This window comes from Arthrobacter sp. GMC3, from assembly GCF_002929305.1.
Classification (GTDB): Bacteria; Actinomycetota; Actinomycetes; order Actinomycetales; family Micrococcaceae; genus Specibacter.
In genome coordinates, this window is the sequence record NZ_PJIO01000006.1 from 51,427 (window position 1) to 78,397 (window position 26,971).

Genomic DNA, 26,971 nt, shown 5'->3' on the forward strand with positions numbered 1-26,971 from the left:
CCTAACTTCGTTTATGGTACTTCCCAGAGGAGTAATCAATGACGATGATCACCGCAGTACAAGATTCGAGCTGCACGCCGGGCGAACTTGCCTCCCGGCACCACCCCCTACTCGCCGACGCAGCTGCGGCGGTCAACACCCGCGTCTCGTTCAGCGCGTTTGCTGGCCGCGAACCGTCGGGCCCACGGGGCGGTGACGCGGACGCCCTGTTCTCGAGCGTCCTTGCGGCGCCGCTAAACCTTCCAGGTCACAGCGGCACCCTGACACTGCAAATAGACGAAGTCTCGCCGTGGACTAGGCTCCCCCTGGGAGTCAGCTACCCCCGCGCGCAGACACAGGCGCTGACCGACAACGCCCAGACGGCGCAGATCACGTTGAGCGCACTGACCATCGATGAACGCGCGGGTCTCTGCGTCGAAATGATCGAGCGGATGTTCGCGGCCAACGAAGTTCTTGGACTCGCCGCGATGCACACAACCGGCCAGGGCCGGGGCATGAGCCAGTCCGGCAGCGGAACGAACGCGCTGGACAGGGGCCTGGAAGCCGTCGCCGCGGCCTGGCAGGTGCTCTCACGCGTGCCGTCCGCTGCAGCCTGGGAACAGAAATTCGGCCCCGAGCTGGTTTCCCTCGAAAAGAAGTACCGCATCGTTCCCCTGGGGCCCGCGCTCGTCATCGCCTGCGCGAGTTTCCCCGCCTGGAACGTCTACCCGGCCGTGTTCGCCAACCTCATGGCCGCAAATCCCGTCATCGTGAAACCGCATCCCGCTTCTGTGCTGCAAATGGCTCTCGCGGTCTCGATTATGCGCCAAACATTGACAGATGCGGGATGCTGCGCGGACGCGGTTCAGCTCGCGGTGGACTCCGCCGCCGAGCCGGTCACCTCTGTGCTGGCCACCCACCCGAGCATCCGAATCGTTGATTTCACCGGCTCCGCTCGGTATGGCTCCTGGATTGAGCAGAACGCACGTCAGGCACGCGTTTACACCGAGACCTCCGGCCTGAATTCTGTGGTGCTAGATTCCTTCGAAGACACGGCCTCGGCCTTGCGCGCGATCGCCGGTTCAATCTCCCTCTTCTCCGCTCAAATGTGTACCGCACCGCAAAACATCTACATTCCCGAGTCCGGAGTAAACACACCAGAAGGCACCCTCTCCGCCGTCGAGGTTGAACAGGGCTTGGTGGAGGCTGTCGAGGCGATCGCGGCGAACCCGCGGCGGGCTGCTGCGGTTCTGGGAACCATCCAGGCCCAGCGAACTCTCGATGAAATCGCCGAGCTCACCGCAACCCTTCACGCACAAGGACACGTACTGAGCGAGCCGCACAGCTGGGAGGCACCGGATTTTCCCGATGCCCGCACCGCCACCCCGCTCATCGCCCGAGTTGGTCTGGAAAACGAAAACCTGTTCACGCACGAGTGCTTCGGCCCCGTCGTCTTCCTCATTCGGGTCCCCGATGCGCGCACCGCACTCAAGCGAGCAGCCGACGACGCCGCCACCCACGGCGCGATCACCGCGTTCCTGTATTCCACCGATGAAACGCTGATCGACTCCGCCGAGGTAGCCTTTGCCACCGCCGGCGCCTCCCTCACCACCAACGTCACCGGTGCGATGCCGATCAATTTCTCTGCCGCCTACAGCGACTTCCATGTCTCCGGCCTTAACCCCGCCGGCACCGCCACCCTTACCGACGAGTCATTCGTCACCGGACGCTTCCGCGTCGTCCAATCCCGTCGTCCACTGCGCCCGTCGCACAACTGAAATTCGAGGTCATCCAACATGCCCCAGAACACCCCTGACCAGCCAATCGCCGTTGCACGGGCCGTCGACGTCGACAACACCTTCGATAACCCGTACCTGCTGGGTGTCTACGCGCCCGTGCAAACCGAGTTGTCGCTAGAAGACCTTGAGGTCATCGGCGAGATTCCGCGCGACCTCAACGGCGTCTACCTGCGCAATGGGCCCAACCGCCGTTTCGACGCACCGGGCCGCTATCACATGTTCGACGGCGACGGGATGATCCATGCCGTCCACTTCGACAACGGCAAGGTGCGTTACCGTAACCGCTGGGTGCGCACCAAGGCATTTCACGAGGAATCCGCGGCAGGGAAGTCCCTGTGGACGGGCCTGATGGAGAACCCCGAGGGCAACCCGTTCGGCAACGGCCACGGCCTGGGTATTAAGGACTCGGCAAACACGGATGTGATCTTCCACCGCGGGCAGGTGCTGGCGACGTGGTACCTGTGCGGGGACCCCTACGCCGTCGATCCGCTCTCGCTTGAGACGCTGGGCGCGCAGGACTTCCTGGGCACCTTCGCCGGGGACATGATGGCGCACCCCAAAGCCGACGAGCGCACGGGCGAGCTGCTGTGGTTCGACTACGGCCCCGACATGGACTACCTGCGGTACGGCATCATCGGCGCCGAAGGCAAGCAGACGCATTTGACGCAGGTTGACCTTCCCGGCCCCCGCCTCCCTCATGACATGGCCATCACCGAGAACTACACGGTGCTGATGGACCTTCCGCTGGTCCAGGACCAGGAGGCCCGGCGCAACGGCAAGTACCGCATCTTCTACGACAAGTCGCTCGTGTCGCGTTTCGCTGTCATTCCACGCTATGGAACCGGCGCCGAGGTGCGCTGGTTCGAGGCGAAGCCCTGCTACATCTACCATGTGGTCAACTCCTGGGAAGAGGGAAGCAAGATCATCATGGAGGTATGCCGGGTCAAGAACCCGCAACACCAGTCAACCTTCGAGCACCCCCTGGCCAACATGCTCGCCTACATGCGACTTGACGCGCAGCTGTACCGCTACGAGTTCGACCTGGCCACCGGGCAAACCTCGGAGCGTCCGATCGATGACCAAAACATCGAATTCCCCAGCATGGACCAACGCATTGTCGGATCCAAGCACCGCTACTCCTACAACATGAGCCTGGCCAACGAGCCCACACTGCTCTTCGACGGGATTGTGCGTTACGACTCACACACCGGCGAGAAGGAAAACTACCAGTTTGGGGCGGGACGCTGGGGTTCGGAGAGCCCGTTCGCTCCCCGCGACGGATCCACCAGCGACAGCGATGGATACCTGGTGACCTTCGTCAACGACGAGATCGAGGGGCGAGGGGAAATCCTCGTGCTCGCAGCCGATGACCTGGCCGCCGGGCCGGTGGCCCGGATCAAGCTTCCCCAATCTGTACCGGCCGGATTCCACGCCACCTGGATCCGCGCGGACCAGCTTTCCTGAACCAACGCACTAAACGAACACCACCCACATAAGGCAGAGCACCGAACCGAACAAGTAAGGAAATTCATGTCCGATGGCCGTCTGAACCTGCACCCCCAGTCCCGCGTTGACCAACTCCTTGAGGGTGGTCAGTGGACAAGCGAAACGATCGACGCGATGTTCCGCGCCACAGCCGAAAGGCGCGGCGATGCGCTTGCACTTCTCGATCCAGGCAACCGTGCGGCACTTGCCGGCGGCACGGCGCGGCGCCTGAGCTGGCGCGAGGTGGCCAGCGAGGTGACAGCCCTGGCTGCACGGCTCGCAGAGGCTGGCGTTCGTCGGGGCGACACAATCGGCGTTCAGCTGGCCAACGGGGTGGAGCTCACAGAAACGCTCATTGCGGCATGGACACTCGGGGCGACAGTGTCCCCGCTTGCCATGCAGTACCGCGACCACGAAGCCGTCACGATGGGCAATGCCGCCGAATTCGATTGGGTGATCGCCGCCCGCGCCTTCGGCGACAGGCATCCGGCCGACGACTTCGCTCACCTGCGTGAGCAAATCCCCACCGTCCGCGAGGTGTTCAGCTATGGCTTGGCCGAGGACGCCCTTGCCGAGAACAGCACGGGAGTCACCAACCTCTTCCCCACCCCGGCCACGGACGCCGACGCGGACTTTGTTGCCGCGTACCGGGCCGAGAACCCGAATGATCCCAATGACTGCGTGTCCATCTGCTGGACCTCGGGTACCGAGGGCGTCCCCAAGGGCGTCATGCGGGCGCACTACGACTGGCTCGTGTTCAGTATGGTTTGCCAGGACGCTTCGGCAACCACCACCGAGGACGTGATCCTCAACGCATTCCCCATGATCAACATGGCCGGCATCTGCGCCATGCTGTTGCCCTGGGTTCGCACCGGTTGTGTCCTGGTCCAGCACCACCCCTTCGACGCACCCACCTTCTTCGCCCAGATCGCACTTGAGCGCGTGACGTATACGCTGGCCCCGCCTGCACTTCTGACGATGCTGCTGCACAACGAGGACCTGCTCAGCAAGATCGATCTGAGCAGCCTGACCCGGATCGGATCGGGCTCCGCCCCGCTCAACCCGGCCATGGTGCACGGCTGGCAGGACAGGTTCAACATTCCGATCATCAACTTCTTCGGCTCCAACGAGGGTGTGGGCCTGCTCTCCAGCCACGTCGACCTGCCCAGCCCCGACGACAGGGCACGGTACTTCCCGCGCTACGGCGCCAAGGACACCAAGTGGTCGATCGGCCTCTCGGAATGGGCGGACGTGAAGATCTACGACCTGGTCACCGGCGAGGAGATCACCGAACCAGGAATCCCCGGCGAGCTGCATATCAGCGGTCCACAGTTGTTCGCCCGCTACCTCAACCCGGAGACCCTCGCCAACCCCTTCGATGAGCAGGGGTATCTGAAAACCGGTGACATCTTTGAAATCGCCGGAGACCAGGGCCAGTTTGTCCGCTACGTTGACCGTTCGAAGGACATCATCATCCGCGGCGGCATGAACATCGCCCCGGTGGAATTGGAGGCACTGATCATGCGCCACCCCTCGGTGGCGGATGTCGCCGTCGTCGGAGACCTCGATGACACACTCGGCGAGAAGGTCGCCGCGTTTGTCTCGCTGCACCCTGGGACCACCCTGGACCTGCCCGAACTCGTGGCCTTCCTGCGCGAACAGCACATCGCCTCCTACAAGCTGCCCGAGAACCTGCGCGTACTGGACGTACTGCCCCGGAACCCCGTCGGCAAGGTCATCAAGCACCAGCTGCGCAAGGTACTGGCCGAGGCACAGGCGTGAGCAAAGCCCTGATCCTGGACGCCGCACGTACCCCGCGCGCCCGGGTCCGGCGCGGAGGCGGCACCCTCGCCGACATCCCACCCGCTGAACTTTTGGCAGTGGTTCTTCGCGAACTCTCCACACGCGGGCTTAAGGACGAGCGGGTCGAGGACCTCATCGTGGGGGTCAGCACCACCGTCGGGGAACAGGGCGGAAATGTCGGGCGCGTCGCGGCGATGCTGGCTGGTTGGTCGGATACGGTTCCGGCCGGCGTCACGTCACGGCTGTGCTGTTCGGGCCTTGATGCCATCAGCTCAGGCGCGGCACAGATTGTCTCCGGCGGCGCCGATCTGATCGTCGCCGCCGGGGTGGAGTCAATGTCTCGCGTCCCCATGTTGGCGGATAAACCGGCCTTCGCGACGGACCCGTCCGTGGGCGAGGCAACCGGGTTCGTCTCGATCGGCGTCTCTGCCGATGCGACGGCAATCCGGGCCGGAATATCCCGCGCCGAACTCGACGCCTACGGGGTGCGCTCACAGCACCGTGCGAGCAACGCCCCGGCCTGGGAGTCAATCGTGCCGGTAACAACACCATCGGGCGCGGTGCTGTCCCATGATGAGGGCGCACGGGCCGACACCACCTTGGCGTCGATCTCCGAGCTTGCGCCGTTGTTTGCCGAGGACCCGCTGTGGGAACGTGTTCAGCGGTGGCTTGATGTGTCAGCTGGCGAGGATCGCGGCAGGCACACAGTTGCCACGGCGCCCCAGTTCGCAGATGCCGCAGCGGCGATCGTGCTCTCCTCGGAGGCGTGGGCGAACGAGCACGAACAGAAGCCGCGCGGTCAAATTCTTGGCTGGGCCCAGGCCGCCGTTCGCTCCCCCGGGCTGGAAGCTACCATTCCTGCCAGCCTAAAGGCACTTGCACGTGCGGGACTACAGGCCAGCGATGTGTCGATCGCCGAGGTGAATGAGTCCTTCGCGGTGACTCCGCTGCTACTGGCACGCGAATTGGGCCTGCCCGAACACATTGTCAATCCAAACGGTGGCGCCATTGCTGTGGGGCACCCGTTGGGCGCCAGCGGAGGCATCCTGATCGCGAACGCCCTGGACCAGTTGCGCCGCCGTGGCGGCGGTTATGGGCTGGTGACCATCCCGGCCGCCTTGGGCCTGGCCACCGCCGTGGTCATCGAAGCATTCGCGTAGCACCACATCTGGCCAGCGCCAGCCGACCGAGAATCAAAAGCGTATGAGGAGCCGGAAATGAACAGCACCCGAGGCGTCTACCTACTGGGTGGTTCCCAGACAGATTTCAAGCGAAACCTCGCCGCAGAGGGAGTGGACGATGGGATCTTCTCCTTGATTCAAGAAGCCGCACTCGGGGCCGTTGAGGATGCACGTATCAACCCCGCCGATGTTCAGCGCGGGCATGTTGGCAACCATTCCAGTGAAATCTTTACCGGGCAGTCACACTTGGGCGCCATGCTCCCTGCAGTCATGGACCAGTGGCGTGAGCTGCCATCCTCGCGCCACGAAGCCGCCTGCGCGTCGGGCAGCATGGCCGCACTGGGGGCCATGGCCGACATCGAGGCGGGGTTGTACGACGTCGTCCTGGTGCTCGGTGTCGAGCAGATGCGCAACGTGCCGGGCACGGTGGCCGCGAATTACCTCGGGTGTGCCAGCTGGCGTGCCCGGGAGGATCTCGGTGAGCTGGCCTGGCCCACCGCATTCGACCGGGTCGCGGAGGAGATCCACCAGCGCTACGGCGCGATGACCTCCGAGCACCTGGGTCAGCTGGTGCAAAATAGTCGCGCGAACGCGCGCCGGAACCCGCTGGCGCAGACCCGCGATTGGATCGAGGATGCGTCCTCCTTCGCCGAAAATGATGAGAGTAATCCTTTCGTCGCGGGTTCCTTGCGCAAGAGCGATTGCGGCCGTATCAGCGACGGATCCAGTGCCGTGGTGCTGGCCAGCCGCGAGTACGCCGAGCGCTGGCGCACGCAGCATGGCTTGGCCGAACTGCCGCCGCGGATCAAGGGTTGGGGGCATAAAACCTCGTCCATGGCACTAGAGGAAAAGCTACGCGCCTCCGCAACGAACGAGTACCTGTTTCCACATCTTCGGGCCGCCGTTACCGACAGCTATGCGAGGGCCGGGATTGCGGGCCCCGATGGCCTGGACGCCATCGAGCTCCACGACTGCTTCTCGGTTAGCTCGTACATGGCTATCGATCATCTCGGCATCACCGAGCCGGGCAAGGCCTGGCAGGCGATCGAGGACGGCCGCATGGAGATGGGTGGATCGATCCCGGTGAACCCCTCAGGCGGTCTGCTCTCGGGCGGGCACCCGGTGGGAGCCACAGGGGTGCGAATGCTCAATGACGCCCGTCGGCAGGTGAACGGCCAGGCGGGCGCGATGCAAGTTGAGGGGGCCCAGAATGTGGCCACCTTGAACTTCGGCGGGAGCGTTGCTACGGTGGCGAGCTTTGTGGTGGGGCGGGACTAGCCGCTTCCCACCCCTGGTCGGGGCGGGATCAGCCCCCGATCAGTGACGCCGATTCTTTGACGAGAGCGGGCACACCCTCAAGGAGGGTCGGCGCGAACTGGTCGCCCGGGCGTTCACCGTTCAACCACCGGGTGTAGATCGCTTCACAGAACACGGCGGCCTTCCATAGTGCGAAGGCCTGATACCAGCGCAGCTGCGAGAGCTCAAGTCCAGTTGCCGTGCCATAGCGGTCGGCAAGTTCCTGTCGTGTGGGATAACCCGGGTATCGGGTGATAGGGGTGAGCTCGAGCGGCGTCGTCGATGCGCTGGCCTCCGCGTAGGTTGCCAGGAAGTAGCCAAGGTCCGCGAGTGGGTCCCCCACCGTCGCCATCTCCCAGTCCAAAATCGCCAGTACGCGTGGCGGACCAGAGTTCTCGAACATGAGATTTCCCAGGCGGTAATCGCCGTGCACGACGGCGGCGCGCTGGCTTTTCGGGGTGTTCGCCGCGAGCCAGGTGGCGACCGACTTGATTTCCGGAACAGAACGCCGGGTTGACACGTCCCAGAGCGAGGAGAACAGCGCCACCTGGCGCTCAAGGTAGCCGTCTGGACGGCCGACTGTTTCAAGCCCGCCGGCAGTGACATTCACACCGTGCAGCGTGACGAGGGCGTCGACGGCCGCGAACGCGGTGGCCCTGCGCTGCTCTGGAGTATCAAGGCCGGGAAGCTCTTGATCGGTGATGACGGCACCGTCGAGATAGTCCATGACGTAGAAGGGCACGCCGAGCACCGACGAATCCGCGCATACCGCCACAATGTTGGGCACCGCGATTCCAGCGGCTTTGACCAAGAGCTGGATGCGTGATTCACGCACCATGTCATGCGTGGACTTCGGTAGCGGGGGGCGGGGGCCACGACGGAGCACAAGTGAGCGCTCTCCCCGGCGCAATAGAAAGGTCAGGTTTGAGTGGCCCTCGCCGATTCGCTGCCACGAAATCCGGCCGGTGCCGAGCCCCTCGGAATCCAGAAACTCGGTGAGCGCATCAAGTACCAGTAGCGGGGGCCGCACCAGCGCCGCCGCATCCGCCCGCGTGCCGACCACCTCTACCCCGTCCGGCGTCGAGATCACTGCTCGGTGCCTTTGACACCGTCCGCCTGCCCAGTGCTGGCGGCTACCTCACGTCGTCGCTGGGAGGAGGCGCGGCGGGAGATCGCCCACTTGTGTGTCTCGTTCGAGCCGTCGTAGATACGAAAAGGCCGCACCTCGTTCATGAACGAGGCAAGCGGGAGGTTGTCTGTGACCCCGTCACCGCCGCAGAGCTGGATGGCGCGGTCGATCACACGGAAGATCGCCTCGGAGCAGTGCACCTTCGCTATGGAGGACAGTGCGGATCCGGCCTTCGGATCTGTTTCCAGCAGGGCCGCCGTCTTGGTGATGATCGCATCGGATGTCTCAATGTCGATGACAGACTGCGCGAGCATCTCCTGGGCGATACCGAGTTCACTAATGTGGTGTCCAAAGATTTCACGCTCGTTGGTGCGGTCAAGGACGATGTCTTGGGCGCGGCGGGCCAGCCCGAGCCAGCGCATGCAGTGTGTGAGCCGGGCAGGGCCCAGCCGTACTTGTGCATACCGGAAGCCCTCCCCCGGCGCCCCCAATACAGCGTCGTCGGGGACAAAGCAGTTCTCGAAGTGCACATGCGGGTGCCCGCCAGCGATGGCACGGTCGATCGCGTGAATCTGTTCGCCGATTCGCACCCCGGGGTTTTCCATGTCCACCAGCAACATGGTTGCCCCGGCCGGCACGCCGTCGCTGGCTTCATTGCGTGCCATCACGATCGCGAAATCCGCCAGCTCCGCGCCACTGATGAACCGCTTGTGTCCGTTGATCCGCCAGCCGCCAACCACACGCGCTGCCTCTGTTCGAAGCGCATCGGGGTCGGATCCCGCACCAGGGTGCGGCTCAGTCATCGCGAAGCACGATCTGATCCCGCCCGCCGCAAGCGGTGCAAGGTAGCGCTGTTTCTGTGCATCCGTGGCGATGATGCCAAGCATGTGCATATTTCCTTCATCGGGTGCCATGCAGTTGAGCACACTGGGCCCGATCGGCGAATAGCCGGCTTCCTGGAAGATGGCGGACCAGTGCTCGATCGGCACACCCTGGCCACCGTATTCACGAGGGGCATGGGGGGCGAACACGCCTGCCTCTTTGGCCGCGGCCATCAGGGTGGCCCGCAGTTCTTCGCTCAGACGCACGTTGGGGCCGGGCTCGGCCGGGACCACCACGGTGCGGATGAATTCGCGAGTGCGGACGCGAAGGGCTTCAAGTTCTGGGGTTAAAGTGCTCATGCCGTTCCTCCTGCCGACAGCAGTCCGCCATCGAGAGTCAAGGTTTGTCCGGTAACCCAGGACGAGTCATCGCAAGCCAAATAGGCGACGGCCCCGGCAACATCCTCCGGGGTGCCGAGTCTCGCAAGCGGATAGGTAGCCACCACTTCGGCTTCCTTCCCTTCGTAGAGTGCTCGGGCGAACTGCGTCTTCACCACAGCCGGTGCGACGGCGTTGACCCGAATGTCAGGGCCGAGTTCGACGGCCAGTGTGCGGGTGAGGTGGATGATGGCGGCCTTCGTGATGCCATACATTCCGATGCCTTCGGCGGGGACTATTCCCGTCACCGAGGCCACGTTGATGACCGAACCATGCCGTGCAGCGAACCCGAGAGCTTCATGCCGGTACGCTGCTTGGGTCCAGGCGAGCGTGCCGAGCAGGTTCACTTCGACGAGTTTGCGGGCACCTGTGAGGTCAAGGTCGATCAAGGGCCCGTAGACCGGGTTGATCCCGGCGTTGTTGACCTGAATGTCCAGACTGCCATACTCGCCGGCGATGGTGTCCATGACCTCGGCACGGTGCTCGGGGTCATCGCTTTTGCCCGCAACGCTGATGGCGCTCCCCTGTGGGAGCGACGCCATGGCGTCGGCGAGCCCGGCAGGCTTGCGGGCGGTGATGCAGACCCGCGCGCCTTCGGCGACGAGCCGTTGGGCGATGGCGAGGCCGATGCCACGGCTGGCACCGGTAATCAGGGCGGTCTTGCCGGCCAGGCGGTGAGCGTTGACGGCGTTGTCGTTGTTCATAGGCATCCAGAATCATCAAACCGAGCGAGCGCTCGGTACAAGCTAGTCTGTAGTGGCATACTCAAGGTGTCAAGGGAATTTTTGCGTACATTATTCGATTCAACAGGCACGGAGGACTAGCAATGGGTGTCGAGCTCCCCGCACCGCCCAACTGGCGTGACTTCGACGACGAGGCGCTGCCGCCACTGCTCCGGTCAGCCGTGGAAACTTTCGTGACGCACGGATACCATGGCACCACTACGCGCACTTTGGCGGCGGCTGCCGGCATTTCAGTGCCAGGTCTTTACCATCATTTCCCGTCGAAACAGGCCATCATCGTCGCCATCATGGACTACGCGATGGATGACCTCTGGCGCCGCAGCCTCCGTGCACAGGCAGAGGCGGGGAACGACGTGGGGCAGCAGCTTGATCTGCACATCGAATGCCTGGCCCTGTTCCACGCCCATCGGAAAGACCTCGCATTTCTAGCCGCAACCGAGCTCCGCAGCCTCGACGCTGTGCCACGCGCCAGGCATATCGCGGCCCGTGACCGCCAAGAGGGCCTGCTCGTGGAAATTCTGCGCGACGGCGATGCGCAGAGATATTTTCACACGGGCGACCCCCGGCAAGTAGCTCGCGCTCTCATCACCATGAACACCGGGATCTCCCAGTGGTTTGATGCCAACGGACTGCTCTCCGCCTCCGCTATTGCAGAGGACTATGTGAGCTATGCACAACGGATCGTCTGCACCACCCCACACAATACGGAAATCCAGGGACTTGAGGCACCTCGCGGAGTGAACTCTGTCAGTCCTTAGATGTGGAAACCTCCTGTCGCCAGGAGGTTTCCAGGGTGACCCTCCCCAGGGTCACCCGCCTTGCATCTACTGCCTAGCTTAGGAAGCCTCTTCGATTGCTTCGTCCAAGTCCCAGGCCGGGCGTGGAACAGATTCAATCAAATGCCGCGTGTAGTCGTGGCGAGGCTGCGTCAGAAGCTCAAGTGTCTTGCCGTGTTCGACAATTTCCCCCTGCTTCATCACCACAGTCTCTTCACACACTCTGCGCACCACGGCAAGGTCGTGGGTAATAAAGAGCACGGTCAGCCCACGCTCCCGGCGAATATCCGCCACGACTTCCAGTACCTGCGCCTGGACCGATACGTCCAGGGCGCTGGTTGCCTCGTCCATGACCAGAAGGTCAGGTTCAATGGCCAGCGCACGCGCGATTGCGACGCGCTGGCGTTGCCCACCAGAGAGCTTGCGAGGCCGTGCGTCCGCGTGCTTTTCCGTCAAGCCAACCTGATCGAGCAGTTCAATAACTTTCGCCCGAGAAGCTGTGGATGTCAGCTTGCTATGCAGGCGCAAGGCATCTTCAATGGACTTGCCCGCGGTGATGCGAGGGTCCAAGGAAAGGTAGGGGTCCTGGAACACCATCTGTACCGAACGCGCGTGCGCAAGCCGTTCCTGGCGTTTGCGCGGTGGCGCAGTACGTTCCTTGCCCGCAATCACGATCTCCCCGGCGTCGGCCGATTCCAGGCCAACGATGAGCCGGGCAAGCGTCGACTTTCCAGACCCCGACTCCCCCACAATTCCTAGCGCACCACCACGAGGAATCTCCAAGGAAACCTCCGAAACAGCCCGTACCGGGGTCTTTCCGCGAATCGCATAGGACTTTGACAGCGACCGGACCACAAGAGCACCAGATGCGTCCTCGGGCTCGGCAGGAGCCAAGGGAACCAGCTCCGCGGGAACAGCTGCCTCCGCGTCACCGACAAGAATCGTGGGAGTCGCCGCGACCAACTTCTTGGTGTAGTCCGCTTGCGGATCGCTGAAAACTTCCCGTGCACTGCCTTGCTCCACGACGCGCCCGGCACTCATCACGTAAACCCGATCACAGAGCGACGCCGCAAGGTTGAGGTCGTGCGTGATGAACAGCATGCCCATCCCCCGGCTCTTGCGCTGCTCTGTGAGCACGGAAATGATCTCCGCCTGCGTGGTCACATCCAGGGCTGTGGTGGGCTCGTCACAGATCAGAAGCTTGGGTGAGCTGCTGAGCGCTCCAGCGATCATCACACGTTGCAGCATCCCGCCGGAGAATTCATGCGGGTACTGGCGTAGATGCGCTTCGGGCCTCGGCAGACGCACCGATGCCATCATTTCGATGGCACGTTCCTTGGCCTGATCCGCCGGCAGGTGCTCGCAGAGTCGCAGCGTTTCGGTCAGGTGGTCCCCGATGGTACGCATGGGGTTGATCCCGGCCCGCGGATCCTGAAACACCATTGAGGCGCTATGACGCCGAAGTGCCAGCAATTCACTGGGCGAGGTGGTGATCACGTCGGTACCGTCCAGGAGCACCTTTCCGCCCGCGGTCGATCGCTCCGGCAGCAGCCCCAACACGGAGCGTGCCGTCAGGGACTTTCCGGACCCGGATTCTCCAACCAGCCCTACTGTCTCTCCAGCGGCAACTGTCAGTGAGATTCCGTCAAGGAGGCGCACCCCGTTGGGGAGGTCGAGTGTCAGCTCAGTAATTTCGAGAAGATTCATGAGGGGATCTCGCCTCCAATACGGTCAGAGAGTTCTTCGCCAATAATGTTTACAGCCACAACCACAATCACAACGGCAATGGCCGGCACCAGCGCGGGCAGGAAATGTCCCCCAACAAGGCCGGACTGCGCCTCGTTGATCATGGCACCCCAGTCGGCGGCGGGAGCCTGCACACCCAGGCCAAGGAACGACAACCCGGCAAGTTCTGCCAGGACATAGCCGAAGTTCAGGGTGGACTGAGCCCCCACGATCGGGGCAACATTGGGCAGCACCCTGCGAAGGGCAATCCACGCTCCGCTGAAGCCCTGAACACGATAAGCAGCAACATACGGGCGGTGACGTTCGGATGCCACGAGTGACCGGGTCAAACGGGCCACGTAGGGTGCATAAGCGATGCTCATGGCAATCACCGGGGCAACCAGGCCCTTGCCGAACAAGGCAACCGCCATAATGGCGATCAGCAAGGATGGGAAGGAGAAGACGACGTCGAACAAGCGTGCAAGCACGGCGTCCACCCAGCCCCCACGCCAACCAGCCAACACGCCTAGCAAGATGCCTAGCACCGTCGAGGAGACGACGACGAGCAAAGGCCCAAGAAGGGCTGTTCGGGCACCGAACATCATTCGGCTCAGGATGTCTCGGCCCAGGGAATCAGTGCCGAGCCAATGCGAGATGCTCGGGCCCTGATACACGCTCATGAAATTCACTTGGTTCGGGTCGTAAGGTGCAATGATCGGTGCGAAGATCGCCATGCCCGTCATCAGCAGCAAGACGATCGCGCTCACCATGAAACTGGTGTCGAAACCGGCTACTCCGGGAACGCGACGCGTCTTGAGTTCAATTGTCGCGGTAGTCATCGGGCACCAGCTCCTGCTGCGGATCGGGGATCGATCCAGGGTTCGAGGATGTCAATGATCGCGTTCACCGCAACAAAGGTTGTCACGACGAGCAAAACGACGGCCTGTACGACGGGGAAATCCAGACGGTCAACCGACTGCACCAGCAAGGAGCCGATACCGGCGATGCCAAACGCGGCCTCAACGATCGAACTGGCCACCAGCAGTCCGGCAACGAGTGGCCCGCTGACGGTAAGAATCGGACCAATCGCGTTGCGGAAAACGTGCCGGCGGACCACCGAGCCGCGGCTCAAACCGCGGCTGGTGGCCACCTCAACGTGCTCACGGTCAAGCTGTTCCACCATCGAGGACCTGGTGACTTTACCTACGAGAACGACGAACACGATGGTGAGCGCAAGTGACGGCAAGACCAGATGGTAGATGGTGTCAAAGAATCCCTCGCCCGAGCCAAAGGACGGGAACCAGTGCAGCTGCACGGCGAAGACCGCAATGAGCACAATGGATCCGACAAAGGACGGGATTGCACCGAACACTGTCAGCCCGGTCAGGATGGCCTTGTCCCAAAACCGGTTTCGGTTCAGCGACGCTGCGACGCCTGAGATAAGCCCGATGACGGCAATCATGATGCCAGCCATAATGACCAGGCCAAAGGTGACCGGAAGGCGGTCCCCAATCACCGTTGAAACGTCTTGCCGGAACTGCAAGGACCGCCCGAAGTCACCATGCAGCACTCCGATAATCCAGTTGAAGTACTGCTGCCACGGCGGAAGATTCAGACCGAATTCGGCCGTTATGTCGGCGACAGCCTCCGGACTTGGCTTGCGCCCTTTCAGGAGGAAGCTCACCGGATCCCCAGGAACAAGGAACCGTGAAAAGAAGACGAGCAGCGAAGCCAGGAACAACGTCAGCAAGAGGCTTCCCAGCTTGCCCACAACCCGGCGGACGGCGACTGCCGTCCCGCCGGTGGACCATACGGTCCTTCGAATACTAACGAGCGCCAATGGTTGCCGCCCAAGGGTAGTAGAGGAAAGCGATCGAGGGTGAGACACCTGAAATGCGCTTGCCTTGGAACACCGTCATGGGTCCCGTTGAAAGGGGGAGCCACGGCAGCTGATCGTTGGCGATCTTCTGGGCCTCTGCAGTCTTCTCGGAACGCTTTGCCGGGTCATCGATCGTAATGGCTTCATTGACGATGCTGTCAAACTCCGGGTTGGACCAGTTGCCGTAGTTACTGAACTCTCCGGTGCGCAAAACAGCGTACATTTCCAGAGGATCGGGGCTGGAAAGGTACCAGGAGGTGTAGAACAGGTCCGCACCTTCACGGGCGGTCGGATCGGAGAATAGTGCCGAGTAGGCGTTGGGTGTGATGGTTTTAATGGTGGCCTTCAGGCCGATGGACTCGGCCGCAGCGGCTGTCGCCTGAGAGATGACACTGAAGTCGTTGCCGATGGGGGCGGTAACGTAGGTAATTTCTTTACCGGTTGCCCCGGCATCTTCGACGAGCTTCTTCGCGGCAGCGAGGTCCTGCGGGTAGCCCTGAAGATTGTCGAAGGCCGTAGAGAGTGCCGATTTGCTTGCACCCACCCAGACCGAAGGGGTTGTGAGCGCATTGGTCACTTCGCCGTATCCCCCAGCAGCTGCATTGATGATGCCCTGCCGGTCAAGGGCCATCAGCAGTGCCTTGCGAACCCGGAGATCACCGAGCGGGCCCTTCAAATTGCTGACAACGAGGTCGCCGACTGCGGTGTTCATACCGAAGTAGACTTGCCCGGCACCGGAGGAATTCAATTGTGAAATTCCTTCGGCAGGCACCATCCATCCGCCGTCAACCTGACCTGACTTCAACGCGTTCAGGCGTGCGTTGGTGTCGTTCATGAACAAGAACTTCACTTCACCGGATTTGGCTTTCAGTGCCGGATCCCAGTAATTGGCGAAGCGCTTGAGCGTAATGCTCTCCCCGGACTTCCACTCGGTCATGCTGAACGGTCCGGTGCAGTTGACCCCACCGGATGAGTTTCCGTAATTCGAACCGGACTTTTCAAGCGTGGCCGCTGATTCGACGACGCCGGCGGAACCACCCATGGAAAGGTTGAACTGTGTATCCGGTTTGGTCATGGTGACGGTGACCTCGTGGTCTCCTGTCTGATCAATGGAGGCAACGTTTTGGTAGACGGAGAACCAGGACGATCCCACGGCGGGGTCGAGGTGGCGTCGCATGGAGACCACAACATCGTTGGCGGTCATGGGGGTTCCGTCATGGAAGCTCACACCGGAACGAATTTCATAAACCCAACTGGTCGGTGTCGGATGTGTAAACGACGCGGCAAGGCCGGGGGTGAGCGTGTAGTCCGGGTTCAATCGGAGCAGGGACTCACACACATTGGCCAGGACCTGATTATCGGAGTAGTCGAAGGCGTGTGCGTAGTCGAGTGAGGACGGTTCGGCATAGCTAACCCACGAGTATGAGTCGATATCGCCGGAGGGCTTCTCCGTCTGGCTGGTAAGCTTCCATTCCGGCTTGGAGCCGGTCGCTTGACCGCCGGAGCCACCGGTGCATCCGGTGGCAAGAAGTGCAACGCACAACGTGGCGGCAGCGACAGCTGTGGCACGCGTGCGCCTGCGTGTTCTGGTGGGAATGGGCCTGGTCATAGTTCCTCATCATCGTTGGTGGGGCGGGCGTAGACGACGTTTCCGTCGATCCATGTAGATACAACTGTGGAACGGTGGATGTCTTCCGGGGATAGCAAGAACGGGTTCGGCGCCAGGACAACGAGATTGGCCAGGAAGCCCTCGCGAACGGAGCCAGTGTCGTGGTCTCGGTGGTTGGCATAGGCAGTACCTGAGGTGTAGGCGGCCATGGCCGTCGCCAGATCAAGGCGCTGATGTGCACCACCAAGAGGAGCGGCAGTGCTGCCCGGTGACACCCGGTTCACTGCAATATTGATGGCCTCCATCGGATCGGCGCTGGATACTGGCCAGTCGCTGCCCGCGGCCAGACGTGCACCGTGCTTGGCCAAATCGCCAAACGGATACTGACGAGCTTCTGCACCCTCTTGAAGGAAGGGCAGAGTCAGCTCATCCAACTGATCTTCGTGGCAGGCCCAGAGGCATTGCAGGTTTGCCACGGCACCAAGTCCGGCGAACCGTGCGGTGTCGGCTTCCTCAACAATTTGAAGATGCGCCAGCTGGTGCCGCCCGTCCCTGTCACCGTTGGCTTCGCGGGCTGCCTCGATGGCGTTCAAGGCGTCCCTGACAGCACGATCTCCCAGCGCATGGAAATGAACTTGCTGGCCTGCGGCATCAAGGGCGACGACGAACTCGTTGAGTTGGGCGTTGTCGATGAACGAGATTCCGTGGTTGCAGGTGTCTTTGCCATGCTCGTCACGGTAAGGCGTGAGCATTGAGGCCGTATGGTTCTCGGCTACGCCGTCGACCATGATCTTTGTTGTGCCGAGGGAGAAGCGGTTGGAGTTGGTGCGAGCAGCCAACGCATCACGGCGTTCTGCCATGCGCTGGACTTGTTCCATCCCACCGGCCCGCTCCCACCACTGGGCTCCAACAACGTGGACACGAAGCGTGTCCTCGGCGATGGCACGCTCATAGAGCGAACCGACATCACCGTTGCCATCCAGGGTGCCCCCGACCATGGCGTCCTGCCATCCGGTGATACCCAGGGCCAGCATTTCCTGCTGTGCGCGGAGCAATCCCTGGTAGGCAAAATCGGGGTCTGTGGCCGGGCGCACATCGCCAAATAGCTCGCCGGCGCCTTCATGGAAAGTTCCTGCCGGCGTGCCGTCGGACTCACGCTCAATCCGTCCGTCGGCCGGGTCTTCAGTGTCGGCGTTTAGGCCGGCCAGCTTGATTGCCGCCGTGTTGACCCACGTGCTGTGGTGATCACGGCTGAGCAACAACACGGGACGATCTGCAACCACCGCATCCAAAAGTGTGCGCACCGGGGATCCGCCGGGGAAGTGGTCCATGGACCATCCGCCGCCTAGAATCCACGGTTCATCAGGGTTTGCTTCGGCGTACGCCTTGATGGTGGCGATCGCGTCTGTGGCGTCCTGTGCCTCAGTGAGATTGCACATCAGCAATTCGGTTCCACCGCTGACGGGGTGGATATGTCCATCTTGGAATCCGGGGCTGAGGAGGGCGCCGTCGAGTTGGACCACGCGGGTGTGCTCACCAATCCAGGTTTCCACGGCACCTTCGGGAACAATCCCGGCAATGCGATCACCAATGACTGCTACTGCATGATCATGGATCGGCTTGCCGGTGCCGGTAAACACGGCACCACCGGTAAATAATACGTCTGCAAAGGGCAACGGGCATCCTTACTTGATGGTTGAACGGCGTGAATAGGGTAAGGCTATTCAGCGCGCAACAGCATTGTCAACAGTGTTGTCTAATAAATTTTTGGATTCGAAATAAAACCGATAAGTGTGGAGAATACAACTATGAAGCCACTAACCTCTGCGCGCAGAAGCCCCGCACAACCCACCTCGGGACGCGGCCGCCTTGACCGGGGCACCATCATCGCTGCGGGTCTTAAACTTGCCAGCAACCCGGGTTCCTCCTCGATCTCCGTGCGGGAACTTGGGGCCCTGCTCGACGCCGATCCGACGGCAATCTACAGGCACTTCCGCAACAAAGAGCACCTCATGCGCGAACTCCTTGATGAGCTTATTGGCCGAAGTGTCGCGGCAGTGACGGCGGATCCCCAAGACTGGCGTGAGCGCCTCACCCAACTGGCAAGTGCAACATTGGATCTCTTTTCCCGCTACCCCGCAATCGGCGTCGAAGCAATCGTGCTGACGACCCACGGACCCGGGGAACTGGACGCTGTCGAGTTCATGCTCGACGCATTCTCTCGAGCCGGGCTCGCCGGCGATGACCTGGTTCGCCATTACGCCCTCCTTGCCTCCCATGTGCTCTCCAGCGCGGCAGGCATCGCCCGTGAAAGAAACCAGCGCGGAACCCAGGCCGATCAGATGAGCCCTTGGTTCGAGGGCCCGCTGCACGCCGACCCGCGACAATATCCGCTGATCGCCTCCGTCAGCACCCAGATCACCGAATTGGAAGATGAAGACCTGTTTCTACTCGGAGTCGCGGCAGTCATCCAATCGGCCGAACGAACTGTCAGCCTCACACAGAGCGCCTAATTCACAGCAAGCGATACGACGACGAATTTCAAAGCAAATCACGGCACACGCTAACGAATTCAGATGTTTCTCCGATAATTTTCCTCTAAATCCCTTGTCAATGCCCGTATGGACGGGCAGACTGGACAGCACGCCGCATCGAGGATGACAGTGGCGCCAGTCGTCAAGGAGAACATCATGTCCGAGTTGTTGTCTGCAATGCAGACCCGACCGTTGATCCGCCAGGCCGCCCACGAGAACTTGTGGCTGCACTTTTCCCCGCAACCTCAGGATTCGGCAGATCTGCCAATGATAGTGCGGGGGGAAGGTGCCTACGTTTTTGATGACACTGGAAAGCGTTACCTCGACGGCCTGGCCGGACTATTCACCGTTCAGGTGGGCCATGGCCGGAAGGACCTTGCCGAGGCTGCCGCACGCCAGTCAGAACAGCTTTCCTACTTTCCCCTGTGGTCCTACGCCAACGAGCCCGCTGCCGAGCTAGCCGGACGCCTGGCCAGCCTTGCCCCCGGTGACCTGAACCGCGTCTTCTTCACCAACAGCGGCAGCGAAGCCGTTGAGTCCGCTTGGAAGCTGGCCAAGCAATACTTCAAGATCAAGGGCAAACCGGGCAAGCACAAGGCGATTTCCCGTACCACCGCCTACCACGGCACCACCCACGGCGCTCTGTCTATCACGGGCATCCCAGAGCTCAAGCAAGATTTTGAACCACTTGTTCCCTCCACGTTCAGGGTTCCCAACACCAACATCTACCGGGCCGAACAGCACGGCGAGGATCCTGTCGCCTTTGGGCTCTGGGCCGCCAATCAGATCGAACGGGTCATCTTGGAGGAAGGACCGGACACTGTTGCTGCGGTGTTCCTGGAACCCGTTCAAAATGCCGGCGGCTGCATTCCGCCGCCCCCCGGGTACTTCCAGAGGGTGCGTGAAATCTGCGACGAGTACGACGTTCTGCTGGTGAGCGACGAGGTCATCTGCGCGTTCGGCCGGCTCGGCACCTACTTTGGTGCCGAACGCTACGACTACGTCCCCGACATGATCACCTGCGCCAAGGGCCTGACCAGCGGCTACTCCCCCATGGGCGCCCTGATCGCCTCGGACAAACTCTACGAACCCTTCGCCGACGGTAGCAACGTCTTTGGCCACGGCTACACGTTCGGCGGTCACCCGGTCTCAGCCGCCGTCGCCCTCGCCAACCTTGACATCTTTGAGCGCGAGAACCTCAACGGCCACGTCCAAGCCAACGAGGCCGCCTTCCTGGCAACGCTTTCCAAGCTGAAAGATCTGCCCATTGTGGGCGACGTCCGCGGAGCCGGTTACTTCTACGGGCTAGAACTTGTCAAAGACAAGGCCACCAAGGAGACCTTCAGCGAAGAAGAATGCCAACGGGTACTGAAGGGCTTCCTGTCCAAGGAACTGTTCAACAATGGCCTGTACTGCCGGGCCGATGACCGCGGCGACCCCGTCATTCAGCTCTCCCCGCCACTGATCATCGGCCAGCCAGAATTTGACGAGATTGAATCCATCCTCCGCACCACCCTGACCCAGGCACAGGAACTGCTCTAGGCAGGTCTCACGCACCGTTGCGAGTCGTGCCCGAACCATTGCGTCACCAGCGATTCAATCCACCCACAGCAAGTAGAGGGAAGTACAGTGACCCAGAATTCGACTCTTAGCCCCATAGTGGGCAACGACAGTCTCAGCCACGACAGCGGATCTGTACAGATCCGCGGGGTTGTAAAACGGTACGGAACATCGCCCGCTGTGGCGGGCATAGATCTTCAAGTTCGCTCCGGCGAGTTTCTTTCCCTGCTGGGCCCGTCGGGTTGTGGCAAAACAACGCTACTGCGCATGATTGCCGGTTTCGAGGAACCCGACGAGGGCGACATTCTTCTGGCCGGTTCCTCCGTGGTGGGCGTTGCACCGAACAAACGCCCCGTCAACACGGTGTTTCAGGCCTATGCCCTATTCCCGCACATGACCGTTGCTGAAAATGTTGCCTACGGTTTGCGGCAAAAGCGCACGCCTAAGGCGGAGATCGCCGCCCGGGTCTCGGAGGCACTGGAACTAGTGCAAATGTCATCATTTGCCACCCGGAACCCGCGCATGCTTTCCGGTGGCCAGCAGCAGCGGGTGGCGTTGGCCCGGGCCATCATCAACCGTCCCAAAGTACTTCTACTCGATGAGCCCATGTCTGCCTTGGACAGAAAGCTTCGCGAGGAAATGCAGCTTGAACTCAAAGTACTCCAGCGGCAACTCGGGATCACGTTCATCTTCGTCACCCATGACCAGGCCGAGGCCATGTCCATGAGTGACCGGATAGTGGTGATGCTGGATGGGAAGATCCAGCAGGTTGGCACGGCGGAGGAAATCTACACCAACCCGGCTACATCCTTCGTAGCCGGGTTCATCGGCAAACAGAACTTTATTTCCGGAACCCTTGGCGCCAATGGCAGGGTGGAAACCCAAGATGGCACATTTGTCTGCGCTGGCAAGAGTGAGGCTGCGGCGGGGGCACCCGTCTTGGCCGCTATCCGGGCCGAGTCCATCCACGTTCACACCCAAGAACCCACCATTGAGCCAAACGTAGTGGCTGGAACCATGGGTGTGGTGTCCTTCCTGGGCGATGTCATCCAATACCAAATCACCACCGGATCCGGCCAAGAATTGCTTGCCCGGATGACGCCAACTCATGGCGTTTTGCCTGCCGCCGGCGAAAAGGTCTGGCTCAGTTGGGCTCCCGAGCACGCGCAAATCTTCCCGAATCCTGCTCCCCGCACGGGGGCTTGATATGGGCGAGCAGTCAACCATGAAAGTTTTGGCACCTCAGGCGGCCATCCCCAAGATCAGCCGCCGAGCCATGTTGGTCGGCTTCGCCGTCATTGGCGCATCCTTGGCCTTGAGTGGTTGCTCCAACCAGAAAGGCTTTGCAGCCTCCGCCTTGCCCAACGGCGAACTGGGGCGCCAGCTGAACGTGTACTCGTGGGGTGACTATGAGGATCCCGCGAACATTTCCGATTTCCAGGACTCCAGCGATGTTCGCGTACAGCTGGACAGCTTCGGCTCCAATGAAGAACTCATCGCCAAGCTGGCTGCAACCCGTGGCACCAGCGGCTACGACGTGGTGGTGCCAACCGGGCTGTACATACCCCAAATGGTAGCCAACGGGCTGCTGCAACCACTAGACCACAGCCGAATCCCCAACATGGCCAACCTCGATCCCACCTACACGAACCAAGTCTGGGACCCGGGCAACCAACACTCAATCCCGAAGGCGTGGGGCACCACGGGGTACGTCTACGACACCACGGTCATCAAGGATGAGCTTTCCTCGTGGCAAGACTTCCTGACAGCCGCCGAAACCACCGCCAGCGGCAAGACAGCGGTACTGGAAGACGCGTGGGAAGTTGTCGCCATCTACTTGGCCGCACACAACATTGACATGAACTCCATGGACGCCACTGCCCTGGATGCCGCCGAGGAGTACCTGGTGGGCACTCTTGCGAAAAGCATTCGGGCGTTCAATTCAAATGTGGTCACCTCTGGCATCCCGCAGGGCACCTTTGCCCTGATGCAGTCGTTCAATGGCGATGCCCGCCAGGGCATGCTGGCGGCCTCGGATCCGGAACGGTGGAAGTTCGTCTTCCCCACTCCTACCGCAAATTTGTGGATGGATAACTGGTCACTGGCCACGGGCGCCCAACACCCGGACGCCGCCTACGCGTTCATCAATCACATGATGACCCCGGAAGCCGCACTTCGCGAGGTGGAGTACATCGGCTACCACACCGGCATCAAGGACTTGAAGGAGGCGGCGTTGGCTGATGACATGGAGCTGCCCGACCTCGTCTTCCCGTCCCAAGAGGTCCTGGACCGACTAAAAACAGCTGTGCTCAATGATGGGCAGGAACGCCGGGTTGAGATTCTGAACCGCATGCAAGCGAAGGCAGGGGCATGAGGAAATTTTCACGACGGGGCGCCAGCGTCGCCGCACTGTCATTTCCCACGTGGGCGTATCTGGTGTTCTTCTTCATCATCCCGGTAGGCCTGGTGCTCTGGTACAGCTTTGGCTACAAACCTGATTTGTTCACGGCCCATTCCAACAGCACCCTCTCTTTTGACAGGTACGTTGAGGCCATGGACCCCACCTTCTTGTCCACGTTTATTAACACCTTGCAGATTGCCGGGTTGGGGACGCTGATCTGCCTGCTAGTAGGCATTCCGTTCGCCTACTGGATGGCGGTGAAGGTTCCCTCCAAATGGCGCGGCCTGCTGGTAGCCCTGGTCCTTGTCCCCTTTTGGACCAACTTCCTGGTACGCACCTTAGGCTGGCAGATTGTCCTGGCCCCCGAAGGATTCGTCTCCGATGCCCTGCAAAATTTGGGCATCTTGAATGGGCCCATTGAAATTCTTTACACCCGGGCGGCCGTTCAATTGGGCGTGGTCTACAACTACCTGCCCCTGATGATTCTGCCCTTGTTTGTCTCACTGGATCGGGCCGGGGTCAGCCTACGCGAGGCCAGCCGCGATCTGGGGGCCAACCGCTGGCGGACCATGTTTGAGGTGACCCTTCCACTGGCCGCTCCCGGCATCATCTCCGGCGCCTTGCTGGTGTTCATCCCCTTGATGGGTGACTACATTACGGCGTCAGTGCTGGGCGGCGCCCAAGGCAACATGGTGGGCCAGCTTGTTGCCAACCAGTTCAACTCAGCCCAGAACTGGGCGTTGGGGTCCGCCATGGCGGTGATGCTGATGGTTTTCATCTTGCTCACTGTGGTCATTGTTGGCGCCATCTACCTGATCATCCGTGCCATCTTGCGCTTCAACCGCAGGGTGCTCATCGAGGAGCCCGCATCATGAGCACTACCGTCCTGAGCGACCCAGCCGAAGAGGAAACCGCCACACCGGCAAGAGTTGCCTCCATCAGGCACAAAAAGCGTCGGGATCCTGTGTCCGCGGCCATGACCGTGTTTGGGATCCTGGTGTTTTGTTTCCTGTTCCTGCCCATTCTGGTGATCTTCATTTATTCCTTCAATACCGGACGCCTCCTGGCCGCCTGGGAAGGCTTCGGCTTCAACGCTTACATCAATGCGGCGGGCAACCAGGTGATCCGCGGCTCGGTTCTTACCTCGCTTCAGGCGGCGTTCGGAACGGCCATACTATCCACCATTTTGGGCACTTTGGGCGGACTTGCGCTGGCACGGGCCAAGCACAAGGCAAAATGGGCCACCATTCTTACCGGATTACTGGCCCTGACGCTTGTGACCCCGGAAATTGTCGATGCTATCTCCATCCTTCCCTGGTTTGTCAGCCTGGGTACCGATTTTGGTATCACACCGATCAATAACGGCATGGTCCGGTTGGTGGTTGCCCACACTGTCATGTCGATCGCCGTCGTCACGTTCATTGTGAGGGCCCGCATGCAGGGCACCGATATGGCGCTGGAGGAAGCTGCCGCGGATCTGTACGCGAGCCCGTGGAACAGGTTTTTCCAGATCACCCTTCCCATCGCGGCCCCCGGCATCTTGGCTGGCGCTCTCATGTCCTTCACGCTGAGCTTGGACAACACCATTGTTTCCAGCTTTGTGCAGGTTCCGGGCAACACGCCCTGGCCGGTCTATATCTTTAGCGCCTTGAAAGTCTCACTGCGACCGGAAATTGCCGCCGTCTCCGCGATCATGCTGCTACTGACACTGGTGGCCCTGGCCGTGGTGGCACTAGTCCTGCGCCGCATGGGTGAGAGTTCTACAGACATCGCCAAGACCATCGCTGGGGCGTAGCCCACAAAGCCCCAGCACGACGGCGGCCCCCACCTTTGATGAAAAGGTGGGGGCCGCCGGTTTTTGTGTCTCTAGCGGGTACCCCAGTCGTAGCGCTGCTTGTGAAGCTTCAGGTACATAAACGTCTCGGTGGAGGCAACAGCGGGCAGCTCCCGCATCCGGCCCAGCAGCTTCAATAGGTGGGCATCGTCTTCGCACACCACCTCCACCAGGAGGTCGTGCTGGCCGGCCGTGAGCACAATGTAGCTGACCTCCGGGTAGGACTCAAGCGCTTGTGCAACCGTCTCAAGCTGGCCCTGAACCTTGACACCGATCATTGCCTGGCGGGTAAACCCCAGCCGAAGCGGGTCCGTGACGGCAACAATCTCCAGCAATTTGCTGTCGATCAGTCGTTTCATGCGCTGGCGAACGGCAGCGTCGGAGAGGCCCACCGATTCGGCAATGGCCGCATAGGAACGGCGCCCATCCTCTTGGAGCTGCTCAATGATCCGTTTGGAGATGTCATCCAGTTCGGCCTGATTCTGTTCCGGGTGCGCGCTCACTGGGATACTCCTCCTGCGTCTGAAAATGCTGTTGTTCGGGCAAATCCACCCTACCGCCCCACCGCGGTGTTCCCGCGACGGGTGCACCGTTTTGAGACTCCCTATGCCTTGCCGCTGATCCAATCCGCGGCATGAGCTATGGGGTGGGTGGTGGTTCTGTGGCCGGATTCGGCACGGTCGGCGGCGTTGTAGGTGGCATATAGGCCCTTCACGGCGAGCCAACGCAGCGGCTCCACCTCCCAGGGTCGTACGTGCCGGCCCACCCAAGGCAAGGCGGTGAGTTCGGTGGAGCGGCCCAGGATGAGATCGGCCAGGGTGCGGCCGGCCAGATTTGTGGTGGCCACGCCGGTGCCAACATAACCGCCCGCCCAGCCCACGCCGTCGTCACTCAACCCAACGGTTGCGTGCCAGTCGCGGGGTACCCCAAGTACGCCCGACCAGGTGTGGTCGATGCCGATGCCTTCCACGGCAGGTAGGAGCTTGGTGAGAGTTTCGCGCAGTTGGCGGACAGTCTTCTCCGGCGTATGACCGTCGACGTCGGTGCGGGAACCAAACTTGTACGGCTCGCCTCGGCCGCCAATGGCGATCCGGCCGTCCGCGGTGCGTTGGGCGTAAATGTATGCGTGGGCCATATCCGCCAGAGTTTCAGAGCCCTGCCACCCGATTTCCGCCCACTGCTCCGGCGTCAAAGGTGCTGTGGCGATCATGGACGAGTTCAGCGGGAGCCAGGTTCGTCTCTGGCCAGCCAAACCGGCGGTGAAACCTTCCGTAGCCCGGATAACGTAGCGCGCTTTCACTGTTCCACGAGTCGTGCGCACGGCGCCCGGAGAGATCTCCACGGCCGGGGTGTTTTCGTGGATGGTGACGCCCAGCGCCCGCACTGTTGCGGCCAGTCCGCGCGCCAGTTTGGCGGGCTGGATGCGGGCACAGTGCGGGTGCCAGATGGCGCCCATGGCACCGGCGATTTTGATCCGCTCGGCCGTCTGGGCAACATCGAGGAGCTCGGTGTCCGCGTTGGGCCATTGGGCCTCCGACGCCGCCATTGCGTTGAGTCGTTGAAGTTGGGCGGCACCGGTGGCGACGTTCAGTTCCCCGCCCTTGACGATGTCGGCGTCGATTCCCTCGGCCGCGGCAACATCTATCACCTCTTGCACGGTGCGGTTCATGGCGTCCTGGAAACGTACCACCGCCTCCCGCCCATGGGAACGCACATATCCATCGCGCCCTCCGGTGATGGTGTTGGTCAGCCAGCCACCGTTGCGTCCGGAGGCCCCATATCCGGCGAATTTCGCCTCACAGATGACAATCCGCAGACTGGGATCCGCCTTGGCCAGATAGTAGGCAGTCCAAAGCCCGGTGTAGCCGGCGCCCACGATACAAACGTCGGCGCCGGCGTCACCCTGGAGGGCGTCAACCGGTTGTGGAACCACGGTTCCGGCGTACCAAAACGACACCTGGCCGTTGATCATTGTCGCC

General features: G+C 61.6%; 22 protein-coding genes. 12 read left to right on the forward strand and 10 right to left on the reverse strand.

Features of this window, described 5'->3' with window-relative positions:
- Window positions 1-38: 38 nt before the first annotated feature.
- From CXQ94_RS11450 to CXQ94_RS11470, 5 genes are all read left to right on the forward strand, one after another.
- Window positions 39-1,757, forward strand: coding sequence for an aldehyde dehydrogenase family protein (locus tag CXQ94_RS11450; protein ID WP_104090129.1), 1,719 nt, complete (start codon window positions 39-41; stop codon window positions 1,755-1,757).
- A gap of 18 nt (window positions 1,758-1,775) precedes the next feature.
- Complete coding sequence (locus tag CXQ94_RS11455; RefSeq protein WP_104090133.1) at window positions 1,776-3,242, forward strand: carotenoid oxygenase family protein; 1,467 nt, start codon at window positions 1,776-1,778, stop codon at window positions 3,240-3,242.
- 66 nt (window positions 3,243-3,308) lie between these two features.
- Window positions 3,309-5,045 (forward strand): class I adenylate-forming enzyme family protein, encoded by a 1,737-nt coding sequence (locus CXQ94_RS11460; RefSeq protein WP_104090135.1) that lies wholly within the window; start codon window positions 3,309-3,311, stop codon window positions 5,043-5,045.
- The gene (locus CXQ94_RS11465; protein WP_104090138.1) at window positions 5,042-6,226 is read left to right on the forward strand and encodes a thiolase family protein; all 1,185 of its coding nucleotides are present in this window, start codon (window positions 5,042-5,044) and stop codon (window positions 6,224-6,226) included. The genes CXQ94_RS11460 and CXQ94_RS11465 overlap by 4 nt, the downstream gene beginning before the upstream one ends.
- 57 nt (window positions 6,227-6,283) lie before the next feature.
- Window positions 6,284-7,525: an acetyl-CoA acetyltransferase gene (locus CXQ94_RS11470; protein ID WP_104090140.1), complete on the forward strand. Its 1,242-nt coding sequence runs from the start codon at window positions 6,284-6,286 to the stop codon at window positions 7,523-7,525.
- A gap of 28 nt (window positions 7,526-7,553) precedes the next feature.
- Here the strand turns inward: CXQ94_RS11470 and CXQ94_RS11475 are convergent, their stop codons facing one another.
- The 3 genes from CXQ94_RS11475 to CXQ94_RS11485 are packed head-to-tail and all read right to left on the reverse strand — an operon-like array spanning window position 7,554 to window position 10,635.
- Window positions 7,554-8,633, reverse strand: coding sequence for a phosphotransferase family protein (locus tag CXQ94_RS11475; RefSeq protein WP_104090143.1), 1,080 nt, complete (start codon window positions 8,631-8,633; stop codon window positions 7,554-7,556).
- On the reverse strand, window positions 8,630-9,853 hold the full coding sequence (locus CXQ94_RS11480; protein ID WP_104090145.1) for an acyl-CoA dehydrogenase family protein: 1,224 nt from the start codon (window positions 9,851-9,853) through the stop codon (window positions 8,630-8,632). The genes CXQ94_RS11475 and CXQ94_RS11480 overlap by 4 nt, the downstream gene beginning before the upstream one ends.
- Complete coding sequence (locus CXQ94_RS11485; RefSeq protein ID WP_104090148.1) at window positions 9,850-10,635, reverse strand: SDR family oxidoreductase; 786 nt, start codon at window positions 10,633-10,635, stop codon at window positions 9,850-9,852. The genes CXQ94_RS11480 and CXQ94_RS11485 overlap by 4 nt, the downstream gene beginning before the upstream one ends.
- Before the next feature lie 122 nt (window positions 10,636-10,757).
- Between CXQ94_RS11485 and CXQ94_RS11490 the strand changes: the two genes are divergently transcribed.
- Window positions 10,758-11,432 carry a TetR/AcrR family transcriptional regulator gene (locus tag CXQ94_RS11490; protein WP_104090151.1) on the forward strand — a complete coding sequence of 225 codons (675 nt, stop codon included), beginning with the start codon at window positions 10,758-10,760 and terminating at the stop codon, window positions 11,430-11,432.
- Between the two features lie 78 nt (window positions 11,433-11,510).
- On the opposite strand, the gene CXQ94_RS11495 is transcribed toward CXQ94_RS11490, so the two are convergent.
- Genes CXQ94_RS11495 through CXQ94_RS11515 form a run of 5 tightly spaced genes read right to left on the reverse strand, consistent with a single transcriptional unit; the run spans window position 11,511 to window position 18,339 of the window.
- Window positions 11,511-13,157 (reverse strand): ABC transporter ATP-binding protein, encoded by a 1,647-nt coding sequence (locus CXQ94_RS11495; RefSeq protein WP_104090154.1) that lies wholly within the window; start codon window positions 13,155-13,157, stop codon window positions 11,511-11,513.
- On the reverse strand, window positions 13,154-14,014 hold the full coding sequence (locus CXQ94_RS11500; protein WP_104090156.1) for an ABC transporter permease: 861 nt from the start codon (window positions 14,012-14,014) through the stop codon (window positions 13,154-13,156). Before CXQ94_RS11500 ends, CXQ94_RS11495 begins: the two co-directional genes overlap by 4 nt.
- Window positions 14,011-15,015 (reverse strand): ABC transporter permease, encoded by a 1,005-nt coding sequence (locus CXQ94_RS11505; RefSeq protein ID WP_104090158.1) that lies wholly within the window; start codon window positions 15,013-15,015, stop codon window positions 14,011-14,013. Before CXQ94_RS11505 ends, CXQ94_RS11500 begins: the two co-directional genes overlap by 4 nt.
- Complete coding sequence (locus CXQ94_RS11510; RefSeq protein ID WP_104090161.1) at window positions 15,002-16,663, reverse strand: ABC transporter substrate-binding protein; 1,662 nt, start codon at window positions 16,661-16,663, stop codon at window positions 15,002-15,004. Before CXQ94_RS11510 ends, CXQ94_RS11505 begins: the two co-directional genes overlap by 14 nt.
- Window positions 16,660-18,339: an amidohydrolase gene (locus tag CXQ94_RS11515; protein ID WP_104090165.1), complete on the reverse strand. Its 1,680-nt coding sequence runs from the start codon at window positions 18,337-18,339 to the stop codon at window positions 16,660-16,662. Before CXQ94_RS11515 ends, CXQ94_RS11510 begins: the two co-directional genes overlap by 4 nt.
- A 132-nt stretch (window positions 18,340-18,471) precedes the next feature.
- On the opposite strand from CXQ94_RS11515, the gene CXQ94_RS11520 reads away from it, so the two are divergent.
- From CXQ94_RS11520 to CXQ94_RS11545, 6 genes are all read left to right on the forward strand, one after another.
- Entirely contained in the window at window positions 18,472-19,176 is a 705-nt protein-coding gene (locus tag CXQ94_RS11520; RefSeq protein WP_104090168.1) for a TetR/AcrR family transcriptional regulator, read from the forward strand.
- A 177-nt stretch (window positions 19,177-19,353) separates the two neighbouring features.
- Entirely contained in the window at window positions 19,354-20,739 is a 1,386-nt protein-coding gene (locus tag CXQ94_RS11525; RefSeq protein WP_104090580.1) for an aspartate aminotransferase family protein, read from the forward strand.
- Between the two features lie 87 nt (window positions 20,740-20,826).
- On the forward strand, window positions 20,827-21,963 hold the full coding sequence (locus CXQ94_RS11530) for an ABC transporter ATP-binding protein (RefSeq protein ID WP_306418899.1): 1,137 nt from the start codon (window positions 20,827-20,829) through the stop codon (window positions 21,961-21,963).
- Window position 21,964: 1 nt separating this feature from the next.
- A complete protein-coding gene (locus tag CXQ94_RS11535) occupies window positions 21,965-23,131 on the forward strand; it encodes a spermidine/putrescine ABC transporter substrate-binding protein (protein ID WP_104090170.1) in 1,167 nt (388 codons plus the stop codon).
- Window positions 23,128-24,033, forward strand: a complete 906-nt coding sequence (locus tag CXQ94_RS11540) for an ABC transporter permease (protein WP_104090173.1) — start codon at window positions 23,128-23,130, stop codon at window positions 24,031-24,033. The genes CXQ94_RS11535 and CXQ94_RS11540 overlap by 4 nt, the downstream gene beginning before the upstream one ends.
- Complete coding sequence (locus CXQ94_RS11545) at window positions 24,030-24,953, forward strand: ABC transporter permease (RefSeq protein WP_258067034.1); 924 nt, start codon at window positions 24,030-24,032, stop codon at window positions 24,951-24,953. Before CXQ94_RS11540 ends, CXQ94_RS11545 begins: the two co-directional genes overlap by 4 nt.
- Before the next feature lie 71 nt (window positions 24,954-25,024).
- On the opposite strand, the gene CXQ94_RS11550 is transcribed toward CXQ94_RS11545, so the two are convergent.
- Window positions 25,025-25,501 (reverse strand): Lrp/AsnC family transcriptional regulator, encoded by a 477-nt coding sequence (locus tag CXQ94_RS11550; RefSeq protein ID WP_104090588.1) that lies wholly within the window; start codon window positions 25,499-25,501, stop codon window positions 25,025-25,027.
- Between the two features lie 95 nt (window positions 25,502-25,596).
- Window positions 25,597-26,964 carry an FAD-binding oxidoreductase gene (locus CXQ94_RS11555; RefSeq protein WP_104090175.1) on the reverse strand — a complete coding sequence of 456 codons (1,368 nt, stop codon included), beginning with the start codon at window positions 26,962-26,964 and terminating at the stop codon, window positions 25,597-25,599.
- Window positions 26,965-26,971 lie beyond the last annotated feature (7 nt).

What these genes read in the sequence shown, in the direction of transcription:
- CXQ94_RS11520 (WP_104090168.1), top strand. Translation starts at nt 18,472, where the DNA reads ATGAAGCCACTAACCTCTGCGCGCAGAAGCCCCGCACAACCCACCTCG.
- CXQ94_RS11495 (WP_104090154.1), bottom strand. Translation starts at nt 13,157, where the DNA reads ATGAATCTTCTCGAAATTACTGAGCTGACACTCGACCTCCCCAACGGG.
- CXQ94_RS11510 (WP_104090161.1), bottom strand. Translation starts at nt 16,663, where the DNA reads ATGACCAGGCCCATTCCCACCAGAACACGCAGGCGCACGCGTGCCACA.
- CXQ94_RS11450 (WP_104090129.1), top strand. Translation starts at nt 39, where the DNA reads ATGACGATGATCACCGCAGTACAAGATTCGAGCTGCACGCCGGGCGAA.
- CXQ94_RS11455 (WP_104090133.1), top strand. Translation starts at nt 1,776, where the DNA reads ATGCCCCAGAACACCCCTGACCAGCCAATCGCCGTTGCACGGGCCGTC.
- CXQ94_RS11535 (WP_104090170.1), top strand. Translation starts at nt 21,965, where the DNA reads ATGGGCGAGCAGTCAACCATGAAAGTTTTGGCACCTCAGGCGGCCATC.
- CXQ94_RS11470 (WP_104090140.1), top strand. Translation starts at nt 6,284, where the DNA reads ATGAACAGCACCCGAGGCGTCTACCTACTGGGTGGTTCCCAGACAGAT.
- CXQ94_RS11485 (WP_104090148.1), bottom strand. Translation starts at nt 10,635, where the DNA reads ATGAACAACGACAACGCCGTCAACGCTCACCGCCTGGCCGGCAAGACC.
- CXQ94_RS11460 (WP_104090135.1), top strand. Translation starts at nt 3,309, where the DNA reads ATGTCCGATGGCCGTCTGAACCTGCACCCCCAGTCCCGCGTTGACCAA.
- CXQ94_RS11540 (WP_104090173.1), top strand. Translation starts at nt 23,128, where the DNA reads ATGAGGAAATTTTCACGACGGGGCGCCAGCGTCGCCGCACTGTCATTT.
- CXQ94_RS11525 (WP_104090580.1), top strand. Translation starts at nt 19,354, where the DNA reads ATGTCCGAGTTGTTGTCTGCAATGCAGACCCGACCGTTGATCCGCCAG.
- CXQ94_RS11490 (WP_104090151.1), top strand. Translation starts at nt 10,758, where the DNA reads ATGGGTGTCGAGCTCCCCGCACCGCCCAACTGGCGTGACTTCGACGAC.
- CXQ94_RS11555 (WP_104090175.1), bottom strand. Translation starts at nt 26,964, where the DNA reads ATGATCAACGGCCAGGTGTCGTTTTGGTACGCCGGAACCGTGGTTCCA.
- CXQ94_RS11480 (WP_104090145.1), bottom strand. Translation starts at nt 9,853, where the DNA reads ATGAGCACTTTAACCCCAGAACTTGAAGCCCTTCGCGTCCGCACTCGC.
- CXQ94_RS11500 (WP_104090156.1), bottom strand. Translation starts at nt 14,014, where the DNA reads ATGACTACCGCGACAATTGAACTCAAGACGCGTCGCGTTCCCGGAGTA.
- CXQ94_RS11545 (WP_258067034.1), top strand. Translation starts at nt 24,030, where the DNA reads ATGAGCACTACCGTCCTGAGCGACCCAGCCGAAGAGGAAACCGCCACA.